At 71.9% G+C, this 11,393-nt stretch carries 11 protein-coding genes and 1 tRNA gene; 6 read left to right on the top strand and 6 right to left on the bottom strand.

From position 1 onward, the window contains the following. The first annotated feature begins 29 nt into the window (after positions 1-29). The 3 genes from ACWDXC_RS26435 to serS are packed head-to-tail and all read left to right on the top strand — an operon-like array spanning position 30 to position 3,480. Entirely contained in the window at positions 30-1,253 is a 1,224-nt protein-coding gene (locus tag ACWDXC_RS26435; RefSeq protein WP_364168316.1) for a glycosyltransferase 87 family protein, read from the top strand. Between the two features lie 2 nt (positions 1,254-1,255). Beyond that, on the top strand, positions 1,256-2,176 hold the full coding sequence (pheA, locus tag ACWDXC_RS26430) for a prephenate dehydratase (protein WP_219498644.1): 921 nt from the start codon (positions 1,256-1,258) through the stop codon (positions 2,174-2,176). Between the two features lie 41 nt (positions 2,177-2,217). Next, a complete protein-coding gene (serS, locus tag ACWDXC_RS26425) occupies positions 2,218-3,480 on the top strand; it encodes a serine--tRNA ligase (protein ID WP_449986250.1) in 1,263 nt (420 codons plus the stop codon). A 33-nt stretch (positions 3,481-3,513) separates the two neighbouring features. Here serS and ACWDXC_RS26420 read toward each other — a convergent pair whose 3' ends face one another. Together ACWDXC_RS26420 and ACWDXC_RS26415 are read right to left on the bottom strand one after the other, a co-directional pair. Next, a complete protein-coding gene (locus tag ACWDXC_RS26420; RefSeq protein WP_449986249.1) occupies positions 3,514-4,992 on the bottom strand; it encodes a hypothetical protein in 1,479 nt (492 codons plus the stop codon). A gap of 186 nt (positions 4,993-5,178) precedes the next feature. Beyond that, positions 5,179-5,382 carry a cold-shock protein gene (locus tag ACWDXC_RS26415; protein WP_043619750.1) on the bottom strand — a complete coding sequence of 68 codons (204 nt, stop codon included), beginning with the start codon at positions 5,380-5,382 and terminating at the stop codon, positions 5,179-5,181. A gap of 223 nt (positions 5,383-5,605) precedes the next feature. On the opposite strand from ACWDXC_RS26415, the gene ACWDXC_RS26410 reads away from it, so the two are divergent. Further along, positions 5,606-6,412 (top strand): HAD family hydrolase, encoded by an 807-nt coding sequence (locus ACWDXC_RS26410; RefSeq protein ID WP_219498652.1) that lies wholly within the window; start codon positions 5,606-5,608, stop codon positions 6,410-6,412. Here ACWDXC_RS26410 and ACWDXC_RS26405 read toward each other — a convergent pair. Then, entirely contained in the window at positions 6,403-6,915 is a 513-nt protein-coding gene (locus ACWDXC_RS26405; protein WP_364168312.1) for a bacterial proteasome activator family protein, read from the bottom strand. The two genes, ACWDXC_RS26410 and ACWDXC_RS26405, sit on opposite strands and share 10 nt — an antisense overlap. A 5-nt stretch (positions 6,916-6,920) precedes the next feature. Beyond that, positions 6,921-7,877, bottom strand: coding sequence for an NAD(P)H-quinone oxidoreductase (locus ACWDXC_RS26400; RefSeq protein WP_219498657.1), 957 nt, complete (start codon positions 7,875-7,877; stop codon positions 6,921-6,923). Between the two features lie 111 nt (positions 7,878-7,988). Here ACWDXC_RS26400 and ACWDXC_RS26395 point away from each other — a divergent pair, with 111 nt between their 5' ends. Further along, a complete protein-coding gene (locus ACWDXC_RS26395) occupies positions 7,989-10,094 on the top strand; it encodes a nucleotide-binding protein (protein WP_449986248.1) in 2,106 nt (701 codons plus the stop codon). 1 nt (position 10,095) lies between these two features. Here ACWDXC_RS26395 and ACWDXC_RS26390 read toward each other — a convergent pair. Then, positions 10,096-10,182: transfer RNA gene (locus tag ACWDXC_RS26390), tRNA-Ser, on the bottom strand. Between the two features lie 51 nt (positions 10,183-10,233). Between ACWDXC_RS26390 and ACWDXC_RS26385 the strand changes: the two genes are divergently transcribed. Then, complete coding sequence (locus ACWDXC_RS26385; protein WP_449986247.1) at positions 10,234-10,560, top strand: STAS domain-containing protein; 327 nt, start codon at positions 10,234-10,236, stop codon at positions 10,558-10,560. On the opposite strand, the gene ACWDXC_RS26380 is transcribed toward ACWDXC_RS26385, so the two are convergent. Beyond that, positions 10,543-11,388 carry an NUDIX hydrolase gene (locus ACWDXC_RS26380; protein ID WP_449986246.1) on the bottom strand — a complete coding sequence of 282 codons (846 nt, stop codon included), beginning with the start codon at positions 11,386-11,388 and terminating at the stop codon, positions 10,543-10,545. The genes ACWDXC_RS26385 and ACWDXC_RS26380 overlap by 18 nt on opposite strands. Positions 11,389-11,393 lie beyond the last annotated feature (5 nt).

Here is an 11,393-nt window from a genome sequence, read left to right as displayed (position 1 = left end):
GAACAACAGCCACGGTAACGTGCCACACCGTGACGAGTGTCGAGGCGCCGTGGCGGCGGCAGTGGTGGGCGTGGGCCGTGGCGGTGCTGGTCGTCGCGGCGGCTGTGACGCCGCTGGTGCAGCACTGGCTGACGAACCCGGACGACCAGCGCCTGGTGGACCTCGACGTCTACCGTACCGGCGGGCGGATGCTGCTCGACGGGCGTCCGGTCTACGACTATTTCACCCCGGCGCCGCAGTTGCTGCCGTTCACGTACCCGCCGGTGGCGGCGATGATGGCGGCGGGCCTTGCGGCGATGTCATGGGAGACGGCGCAGTGGGCGTGGACGGCGGGGATCTTCGTCGCGCTGGCCGTGGCGGTGGGGTTCGCGTTCCGGCGGGTGCTGGGCGGCAGGTACGCGCCGTGGGTGTTCGCGTTCCTGATGGTGGCGTGCACGTACCTGATGCCGATCCGCGACCAGGTGCGGTTCGGGCAGGTGGACATCCTGCTGGTGGCGCTGTGCCTGGCCGACTGCGTGGCGCGGCGGCCGTGGTGGCCGCGCGGGTTCCTGATCGGGGTGGCGACGGCGGTCAAGCTGACGCCGGGCGTCTTCCTGATCTATCTGCTGGTGACGCGGCAGTGGCGGACGCTGTTCATGGCGTCGTTCGTGACGGCGTTGCTGACGTTGCTGCCGTTCGCGGTGGTGCCGCAGGACGCGGTGGACTTCTGGTTCGGGGCGCTGCTCGACTCCGAGCGGCTGGGCGCGAACGCCGCGACGACGAACCAGTCGATGCGCGGCATGCTGATCCGCCTGTACATGCCGGACGCGTTGACGACGGTGATCTGGCTGGCGTTGGTGGCGGTGGTCGGGTGGTACGGGTTCCGCGCCGCGCGTGAGGCGTACCGGGCGGGTGACGGGGTGCGCGCGGTGGCGCTCGTGGGGCTGATGGCGGTGCTGCTGTCGCCGGTCGCCTGGATCCACCATCTGGCCTGGGTGGTCGTGGTGCTGGGGGCGATCGTGGGCGACGGGCGCGATCCGGTGCGGCTGCGGGTGGCCGCGGGGGTGTGGCTGTACTACGTGGTGCCGGTCCCGTGGTGGGGGGTGTCGCTGAAGGCGGCGGAGATACCGGTGGTCAGCCCGGTGCTCGGCAAGATCGTGCAGAACGGTTTCGGGCTGGGGGCGCTGGCCCTGGTGTGGCTGCTGGGCTGGTGGCTGCCGAAACGGCGTTCCGAAATACCCGACGCGGCTCGTCAACCTGCGGATACCCTGTGAGTATGCCCAGACTCGCGTATCTCGGACCGGAGGGGACCTTCACCGAGGAGGCCCTGCGGCTGCTGGAGCCAGGGGCCGAGCGCCTGCCGTGCGCCACCGTGCCGGCCGCGCTCAACGCGGTGCGGAGCGGCGAGGCCGACGGGGCCGTGGTGCCGCTGGAGAACTCCCTTGAGGGCGGCATCACGACGACGCTCGACGAGTTCGCCTGGGGCGAGCCGTTGCTGATCACCGCCGAGCTGCTGCTGCCGGTGCGGTTCTCACTGCTGGCCAGGCCCGACACCGAGCTGGTGCACATCAAGCGCGTCTACACGCATCCGGCGGCGATCACGCAGTGCCGGGCGTTCGTGTCGCGCGAGCTGCCCGACGCGGTCGTGGTGTCCGCGCCGTCGACCGCCGCGGCGGCCCAGGAGGTGTCGCTGCCGGGCTCGCCGTACGACGCGGCCATCGCGGCGCGCATCGCGGGCGAGCACTACGGATTGGTCGAGCTGGTGGGTGACATCGGCGACCGGTCCGACACCGTGACCAGGTTCGTCAGGGTGAGCAGGCCGGGCCCGCTGCCCGAGCCGACCGGCTCCGACCGCACCACGCTGGTGGCTTTCCTGGCCGACGACCATCCGGGCGCGCTGCTGGAGATGCTGACCGAGTTCTCGGTGCGCGGCGTCAACCTGAGCCGGATCGAGTCGCGGCCCACCGGCAACGGCATCGGCCGCTACTTCTTCCACTTCGACTTCGAGGGTCACGTGGCCGACGCGCGGGTGGGGGAGGCGATCTCCGGGCTGCACCGCATCTGCGGCGAGGTGCGCTTCCTGGGCAGTTATCCGCGCGCGGACGGGGTGGCGCCGCAGATCAAGCGGGGCACCGCCGACGCGGAGTTCGCCGAGGCGGCGGGCTGGCTGGCCCGCGTCCGCGCCGGCGAGGTCTAATCCGGGAGCGGGTGAGGGGCCCGCGCCGGTAGCCTTTCCTTGTGATTGACCTGCGTACCCTTCGTGAGGATCCCGACCGGCTACGGGCGTCGCAGCGTGCCCGCGGTGAGGACGACTCCGTCGTCGACACGCTGCTCGCGCTCGATGAGCGCCGCCGATCCGCGCTGACCTCGTTCGAGGCCATGCGCGCCGAGCAGAAGAGCATGGGCAAGTCGGTCTCCAAGGCGCAGGGCGAGGAGAAGGCCGCGCTGCTCCAGCGGGCCAAGGAGCTCGCCTCGCAGGTCAAGTCCGCCGAGGCCGAGGCCGAAAAGCTGGCCGGCGAGCTCGACGAGGTCCTGCAGACGGTGCCCAACATCGTCGAGGAGGCCGCCCCGCCCGGCGGCGAGGACGACTACGTCGTGCTGGAGACGCACGGCGAGCCCCGGGTGTTCGACTTCGAGCCGAAGGACCATCTGGAGCTGGGCGAGCGGCTCGACGCCATCGACATGGAGCGCGGCGCCAAGGTGTCCGGCTCGCGGTTCTTCTTCCTCAAGGGCGTGGGCGCCAGGCTGCAGCTCGGCCTGCTCAACATGGCGATGCAGCACGCGATCGAGCGCGGGTTCACGCCGATGATCACGCCGGTGCTGGTCAAGCCGGAGACGATGCAGGGCACCGGGTTCCACGTGGCCCACGACAAGGAGATCTACCGTCTGCCCGACGACGACCTCTACCTGGTCGGCACGTCGGAGGTGTCGCTGGCGGGCTACCACGCGCACGAGATCATCGGCGGTGACGAGCTGCCGCTGCGCTACGCGGGCTGGTCGTCGTGCTTCCGCCGCGAGGCGGGCTCCTACGGCAAGGACACCCGGGGCATCATCCGCGTCCACCAGTTCGACAAGGTCGAGATGTTCTCCTACGTGCGTCCCGAGGACGCCGCCGCCGAGCACCAGCGGCTGCTCGCGTACGAGAAGGAGATGCTCGCCAAGATCGAGGTCCCGTATCGGATCATCGACACGGCGGCCGGCGACCTCGGCATGTCGGCGGCGCGCAAGTTCGACTGCGAGGCGTGGATCCCCACGCAGGGCCGCTACCGCGAGCTGACCTCGACCTCCAACTGCACCGAGTTCCAGGCGCGCCGGCTCGCCGTCCGCTACCGGGACAAGGACGGCAAGCCGCAGCACCTGGCCACGCTCAACGGCACGCTGGCCACGACCCGCTGGATCGTCGCCATCCTGGAGAACCACCAGCAGGCCGACGGCTCGGTCGTGGTGCCCGCCGCGCTGCGCCCGTACGTGGGCCTCGACGTGCTGGAGCCCGCCAAGTAGCCAACCCGACCGGCTGACGGCCCGCGCGGGCCGTCAGCCGCGTCCTGGGAGCGTGTACGCGTCCGGCCGCGGCTCGCGCGCCTCCAGCAGGGCGCGTCTGCGCAGCGTGACGAGCCCGGCGGCGGCGGCGCCGACGCCGAGCAGGGCGGCGGTCGCCAGGGCGAGGCCGTAGTCGTCCACCAGGCCCACGCTCCACGCCCTGAACGGCGCCGCCACGCCCAGCCCGACCAGCAGCCCGACGCCCACGGCACGCCAGACGCCGCGGGCGCCGAGCCACGCGTCGGAGACGAGCGAGGCGGCCACGATCATGGCGGAGATCAGCAGGACGCCTCCGACGAACATGGCCGCCATCCACAGCGGGGTCACGGGCAAGAGCCAGTACTCGTACGGCCACGGCGCCATGACCAGGGCGCCTCCGGTGGCCAGCGCCACGACCGCCCAGGGGCGGGTGCGGCGGGTGGGCCGCGCGGCCTGCGCGCTCAGCCCGGCCAGGGCCGCCAGGACGGCGGCCAGCGCGGCGACCCGCATCTCGCCGGAGGCGTCGGCGGGCCGGCTCAGCGGGATCGCCGCGGCGTCCGACAGCTCGCCCTGGGGCGTGAGGCCGAGCCGCCGCCAGGCCCCGTCTGCGTCCTTCACGGCCACGCCGTCGCGGCCGTTGGCCACGACGACCACGTGCCCGTCGCCGTGTTCCTGGACGGCAAGCGATCTGGACACGATGGGAGCGCCGTCGGAGAGGGCGCGTTCCAGCATCTTGACGCGCCCCGGCGACACCTCCCAGCCGGGGTCCCACGTCGCGCCGCCGTCGTCGGAGCGCATGACCTTCATCGCGCCCTCGACGATCTGGTAGCAGTGCTCGCGCAGGCAGGCGGCACGCTGGCCGGGGCCGAGCTCCTGCCCGTCCCACGCGGGGCCGATCGGCGGCTCGTCGCCTTCCAGGGCGGCCGACGCCCTCTCGCTCTCCCAGTCCGTCCACGTACGCCCGCCGTCGGAGGACGCCAGCGGGCCCATGGACTCGCCCGCGACCACGATGGAGTCGTCGCGCACCACCACGACGTGGGCGGCCGGGGGACCGGGCGTCGCCGCGGTGGCGGTGACGGCGAGCACGGCCAGCGGCATGGTGGTGATCACGACCCAGCGCCGCGGGACGGACGTGAGGCTGCGCTGCCGGATCCACCACGCCAGGCCGAGCGCCGGCAGGGCCAGAAGATCCGTGGGATCGGCCAGGACGCGCGACGGGCCCGCCACGGCTGTCCAGACATGGGAGGCGGCCTCAGCGCCCGTCTCCGTCGTTTTCACGAGCGTGAAGAGCACACCGGTCAGGACCGTGGCCGCCAGATCGGCGCGGCGGCACAGCAGGAGGGCCACCAGAGGCGGCGCGACCACCAGCCCGGCCACGTCGCTGAGCTTGCCCGTGACAGGGCTTGACCAGGCGTGTTTGAGCAGGTGGTCGTTGAGAAGCAGAACGAGTGCCGCGACGAGCGTCGCGGGGTGCGATAACCACGCATGCCTCATATATGGCTTGATGTCGCGAAAGGCCGCGTGGTTCGGCGGGGATGTGAATCGAGTCACATCCGTGATCAGCCCGGGATCGGCAGGGGATCAGCCCAGGATCGGCACGGGATCGGCGGGGGTTCAGCCCGGAATGCGAAAGGCCGAGGCCCGCTGGAAGCGAACCCCGGCCTGTCTCGCTGCTACAGGTCAGATGGCACGGACCTGGGAGGCCTGCGGCCCCTTCTGTCCCTGCGTGATCTCGAACTCGACCCGCTGGCCGTCTTCAAGGCTGCGGTAGCCGTTGCCGACGATCTCGGAGAAGTGCACGAACACGTCCGGCGCACCGCCGTCCGGGGCGATGAAGCCGAAGCCCTTCTCAGCGTTGAACCACTTGACGGTTCCCTGAGCCATAAAAGCTCTCCCTCAGGATGTGAATCTATGGGACCCACACCTCGTGGGTCCCGGTGTGTCGTACAGCAAGCACCCGGGGTGGCTCAGACAATGTCATGCTGGTTTTCACTACGGGATCAGCTAATACAACGCCTCCACATCTAACACCATTCTGGCGCGTTGGTGTTCCCGTCGGTAGGAAGATTTCTGGCCGGTCGCATCACCGGGCAAACTGGAACCTGTTATGTACAGCCTTCCCGCGCCGCGTCTAGTGGCCACCGACCTGGACGGCACTGCCCTGCGCACCGACGGAACCGTGTCTCCCCGCACGGCTGCCGCGTTCGCCAAGGTGGAGGATGCCGGAGCCATGCTCGTGTTCGTGACCGGGCGGCCGCCCCGCTGGATGGGCGGCGTGGCGGGCGCGTTGCGCCACCGTGGCCTGGCCATCTGCGCCAACGGCGCGCTGATCTACGATCTGCATACCGAACGGATAGTTGAATCTCACCTCATCGACGCGGAGGTGCTGGAGGAAGTCGTCGCTCAGCTTCGAGCGAACGTGCCCGAACTCGCCTTTTCGGTCGAGTATGAAGGCGGTTTTGCGCACGAGTCAGATTTCCCGCTCGGGAGCTGGGACCGCAAGGCCGTCCAGGGGCTCGACGCCGGCTGCGAGACGCTCACGGGGCGCCCCTGCGCCAAGCTCCTGGCTCTGCACCCCGAGATGGACCCCGACACCCTCCACGCGACCGTCCAGGGCCTCGTGGGCCATCTGGTGACCGCCACCCACTCCAGCGGCCGGAGCCTCATCGAGATGAGCGCCCACGGCGTCACCAAGGCCACGGCGCTGGCCACGCTCGCCGAGCGGCACGAGATCAAGGCGTCGGAGGTCGTGGCGTTCGGTGACATGCCGAACGACCTGCCCATGCTGAGCTGGGCAGGCACGTCCTACGCGGTCGCCAACGCGCACCCCGGCGTGCTGGCGGCGGTCGACCATGTGACCGAGGCCAACGACGACGACGGCGTCGCGCGGGTGCTGGAGGAGCTTTACAGGTAGGGGCCGGAGCCGTGCGGCCGCGGCTGGTCCTCACCCTGCGGCACGCCGGGCAGCGCCCTGCGCATCTGCTCCAGCTGGGCCCTGGCGGCCATCTGCTGCGCGAACAGCGTCGTCTGGATGCCGTGGAAGAGCCCTTCGAGCCACCCCACGAGCTGGGCGTGGGCGATGCGCAGCTCGGCGTCGCTGGGAACCGCGCCGTTGTCGTCGGTGAAGGGCAGCGACAGCCGCTCCAGCTCCTCGACCAGCTCCGGCGCCAGGCCGTCCTCGAGCTCCTTGATGGAGGACTCGTGGATCTCCTTCAGCCGCTTGCGGCTGGCCTCGTCGAGAGGAGCCGCGCGCACCTCCTCCAGGAGCTGCCTGATCATGCTGCCGATGCGCATCACCTTGGCGGGCTGCTCGACCAGGTTGGTGACCGACCGCTCTTCCTCGCCGTTATCGCCCTGACCTTGGAAGTCGGGGCCCACCACCACGATGTGGGGGGTGTTGTTGTCCTCAGCATTCATACGTCTCACCGTACTAGCAGGATCTTCCCGACGTGCTCCCCGGAATCGACCATTCGATGCGCCTCGGCGGCGTCGGACATCGGCAGCTCGGCGTACACGACGGGACGCACGGCCCCGGCGCTGACCAGCGGCCACACGTTGTCGACGACGCTGCGGACGATGGCGCCCTTCTCGTCGACGGGCCGGGAACGCAGCGTGGTGCCGTGGACCGAGGCGCGCTTCGCCAGCAGCGCGCCCAGGTCGAGCTCGGCCTTGCGGCCGCCCTGGAGGCCGATGACGACGAGCCGCCCGCCCGTACGCAGCGCCCGGATATTTCCGGACAGGTACTTGGCGCCCATGATGTCGAGAATCACATCCGCCTCGACCTTGTCCGCGAAGTCCTCCTCGCGGTAGTTGACCACCTCGTCGGCGCCCAGCTCCCTGACCCGCTCGGCCTTGGCCGCCGAACCCACCGTCGCCGCCACCCGCGCGCCCAGCGCCTTGGCGAGCTGCACCGCGAACGTGCCGATCCCGCTCGCCCCGCCGTGCACCAGCAGCGTCTCGCCGCGCCGCAGCCGCGCCGTCATGAACACGTTCGACCACACCGTGCACGCCACCTCGGGCAGCCCGGCGGCCTCCACCAGCCGCACGCCCTGCGGCACCGGCATGACCTGCTGCCACGGCACGCTCACGCGCTCGGCGTAGCCGCCCCCGGCCAGCAGCGCGCACACCTCGTCGCCGGCCTTGAACTGCTCCACGTCCGCGCCGACCTCGGCCACCACGCCGGACACCTCGAGCCCCGGGTAGGCCGGCGCGCCGGGCGGCGGATCGTAACGGCCCATGCGCTGGTGCACGTCCGCCCGGTTGACCGCGGATGCCGTCACCTCGACGAGCACGTCGCCGCGCCCCGGCCGCGGATCCGGCACCTCACGCCATTCCAGCACCTCTGGCCCGCCGCTGCGGGTGATCTCGATGGCTCGCATGCGATCCACGGTAACGGGGCAGAGAAGTTGTGGGTTGGCGGCGTTACCCTCCACTCTTGACGTTAACCTGCGAAGTATTTGCTGCCCCTTTAGACCCACAGGGGGAACACGGTGGCAAGGCACGATCGGGAAGAATCCCTCGAGGAACAGCTGGCCTGGCTCGACGCCATCAAGGAGACGGAAGACGCTCCGGTCAAGGTCAGCGCGTCGTCGGCGTCCGCCGACGACACCGCCGTCGTGTCGCCGTACCCGCAGGACCCGTGGCTCTCGGTGCCGCAGCACGACACGCCGACGCCGCCGCTGTTCCGGGCCGCGGTCGACTCGGTGTACGGGGCCGCCGCGGCTGAGGAGCCGCCGCCTGCGCCCTCGGCCGGGAGTGAGGCGGGGGAGTGGCCGGACCAGGCCGAGCCCGCCGCCGCCCGTACGGTGTCCGCCGACGAGGCGTTCATGGCGCCGCTGCGGCCGCTGCCCCGGCCCGAGGAGCCGGCGCCGGAGCGGGCCGAGGAGCAGACGGAGGAGAACCTGCCCTGGCCGGCGCCCCCGGCCTGGCGGCCCGCGTCCCGGGAGGACACCGCGCCCCAGCCGGCCGTCGCCGACACCCCGCCGTCCGACGACGCTGGCGAGCCGGACCCCGAGACCCGCGACCGCCCGGTCTGGACCCCCGACCGGACCGGACCCGACCGCCCGGACCCGGCCGACAGTCCTGGCTGGAGCTCCGGCGAGCATGAGCGGCCCGAGCGGCTCGGTTGGGGCTCCGGCGAGCACGACCGGCCCGAACGGGGCGGCTGGGCGTCCGAGGAGCGGGATCAGCCCGAGAGGCCCGGCTGGGGTTCGGGGGAGCATGAGCGGCCGGAGAGGCCCGGCTGGGGTTCTGGGGAGCACGAGCGGCCCGAGAGGACCGGCTGGGGCTCCGGCGAGCACCAGCAGCCCGAGGGGCCCGAGCGGGGCGGTTCGGGTGCTGGGGAGCGTGAGCTGCCCGATCGCGTCGGCTGGGGGGCCGCGGAGCAGGAGCGGGCGTCGGAGCCGATCCGGCTGCGGTGGGGCTCGGGCGAGCACGCGCGGCCCGAGTGGCCCTCCGAGGCCGCCGACCGCCCGTTCGGCGGCCAGGAGCGCCCAGAGCGCCAGGAACGCCCCGAGCGCCCCGAGCGCCCGGAGCGTGCGCAGGAGGCTGTGGAGCCGCGGCACCGGCAGGCCGCCCCCGAGTTCCAGCGCCCCGAGCCGCGCCGCCGCCCGGCCCCCGCGCCGGTCTTCAACGCGCCGCCGAAGCCGCCCGTCACCGGCAGGCCCACGGCCGACAGCCTCGACCCCGAGACCCTGCTGCGCGGCCGCCGCAACGCCCCGTCCAAGGGCTGGCGCCGCCTGATCTACAAGGCGTCAGGCGGCTGGATCAAGCCGGGCGAGCCCCCGGAGGTCAGGCGCCGCCGCGCGCTGATGGCCCGGGCCCGCACCCCCGTGGCCGCCGGTCACCACCGGGTGGCGGTGCTGAGCCTGAAGGGCGGCGTGGGCAAGACCACGACCACGGTCGGCCTGGGCGCGACGCTGGCGCAGATGCGCGGCGACCGGGTGATTGCCATCGACGCCAACCCCGACCGCGGCACCCTGTCGGACAAGCTGGAGCTGGAGACGTCCGCGACCGTGCGCGACCTGCTCAACGAGCGCGAGCAGGTCAAGCGTTACGTCGACATCAGGGCGTTCACGTCGCAGGCGCCGTCGCGGCTGGAGGTGCTGGCGTCCGACCGTGACCCGTCGGTGTCGGAGGCGTTCAGCGGCGCCGACTACCAGGCCGTCTCGCAGGTGCTGGAGAACTTCTACTCGATCTGCATCACCGACTGCGGCACCGGCCTGCTGCACTCGGCCATGGGCGGCGTGCTGGGCCTGGCCGACCAGATCGTGCTGGTCAGCTCGCCCTCGGTGGACGGCGCGCGGGCGGCCTCGGCGACGCTCGACTGGCTGGAGGCCCACCACTACGGCGGTCTGGTGCGCGAGGCGACGGTGGTGCTGTGCAGTGTGAGGCCGCGTTCGAAGTCGGCGGTCGACATCAAGAAGCTGGAGGCCCACTTCGCCGCCCGCTGCCGTGCCGTGATCCAGGTGCCCTACGACCCGCATCTGGAGGAGGGCGCCGAGATCGACCTGGACCGGCTGCAGGAGGACACGCGGGAGGCGTTTCTGCAGGTCGCGGCCAGCGTGGGCGACGGCTTCGCGGGCAGCCACGAGTAAGCGGAGGGTGTGGGATTCGAACCCACGAGGCCATCGCTGACCTGGCCGCTTTCAAGGCGGCTGCACTCGTCCACTATGCGAACCCTCCAGTGCGCACACCACGATAGCGGCTGCGGTGGCGCCGGTGTACGTTCAGGAGGTGGCGGATCTCAGCGTCGAGGTGGAGCGCGGCGAGGGCGTCACTGTCGTGCGCCTGGCCGGCGACCTCGACAAGCTGACGGCCCCCCGGTTCAAGGAGCGGCTGGCCGACCTGCCCGCCGAGGGCCGGCTCGATCTGGTGGTGGACGCGCTCGGGCTGGAGTTCTGCGATTCGAGCGGCCTGTGGGTGCTGGTGGAGCTGCAGCGCACCGTGGGCGCGCACGGCGGCGGGCTGCGCCTGACGGGCGTGCACGGGGTGCTGCGCCGGGTGCTCGACGTGACCGGGCTCAAGGCGGTCTTCGACGGGGTCCTACCTGCCCAGCTGTGAGAGCAGCCAGCGCGGTCCGGTGGTCTCGGCGCCGAGCTCGGTGACGCGGTCCTTCAGGGTCCGGTCGGCGGTGACGACGAGCATCCGCTCCCACCGTTTGGCCCGGGCCACCACGTCCACGATCGCGTCGTCGCCGTTGCCGGTGGCGGCGACCACCTGGATGCCGGGCATGTCGGGCACGCCCCTGGCGGCGCCCTCGACGACCGCCACCATGCGCGGGAACCACTGCGCCAGCACCGGATGGTCCAGCCGCAGCCCCGCCACGTCGTGCAGCAGCCGGGTGGCGGCGCCGAGCCGGTCGTTCCACCAGCCGTGCTCGTGGCGGGCGCCGACGATGTTGGCCACGTCGAGCACGACGGTCTCGGGGCTGATCGCGCCCTGGATGTCGTCCCACGTCTCGGCGAACCCGGGATGCAGCTTGCGCCCCGGCACCTCGGGCAGCGGCACCCAGCGCAGCTCGTCGCTCTCGCCGTTGGCGCACACGGCGGCCAGCCGCTCGGCCGACTCGGCGATCACGGTCTCGAACTGCCAGCCGCCGTGGTCGTCGAGGTAGACGCCCTGGACGCGCAGCCCGTCAGCGGCGAGCGCGGCTTCCTCGTGGGCCTCGCGCAGCGCGGACGCCACGGCGTCCTCGTGGCTGTCGCGGGCTCCGCCGGGCAGGCCCCAGGTGCCGCCGTGGTGGCTCCACCAGGACCGTTTCTGCATCAGCACATGCGGGGTGCCGAGGTCGTCATGGTGCACGGCCAGCAGCCCGGAGGCGCCGTGGAGCCCCCAGTGCCGGTGGCCTCGTCCGCATTCGGTCCAGCCGTCGCCGTCCTTGTCCGCCATGTCGA

Source organism: Nonomuraea sp. NPDC003214 (assembly GCF_053590035.1).
This window is presented reverse-complemented; position numbering and strand designations above follow the sequence as displayed.

Excerpts from the sequence above, each read along its gene's own strand:
- ACWDXC_RS26400 (WP_219498657.1), bottom strand. The coding sequence starts at position 7,877 with ATGCGAGCCATCGAGATCACCCGCAGCGGCGGGCCAGAGGTGCTGGAA.
- ACWDXC_RS26420 (WP_449986249.1), bottom strand. The coding sequence starts at position 4,992 with ATGAGGCATGCGTGGTTATCGCACCCCGCGACGCTCGTCGCGGCACTC.
- ACWDXC_RS26410 (WP_219498652.1), top strand. The coding sequence starts at position 5,606 with ATGTACAGCCTTCCCGCGCCGCGTCTAGTGGCCACCGACCTGGACGGC.
- ACWDXC_RS26405 (WP_364168312.1), bottom strand. The coding sequence starts at position 6,915 with ATGAATGCTGAGGACAACAACACCCCCCACATCGTGGTGGTGGGCCCC.
- ACWDXC_RS26380 (WP_449986246.1), bottom strand. The coding sequence starts at position 11,388 with ATGGCGGACAAGGACGGCGACGGCTGGACCGAATGCGGACGAGGCCAC.
- ACWDXC_RS26415 (WP_043619750.1), bottom strand. The coding sequence starts at position 5,382 with ATGGCTCAGGGAACCGTCAAGTGGTTCAACGCTGAGAAGGGCTTCGGC.
- pheA (WP_219498644.1), top strand. The coding sequence starts at position 1,256 with ATGCCCAGACTCGCGTATCTCGGACCGGAGGGGACCTTCACCGAGGAG.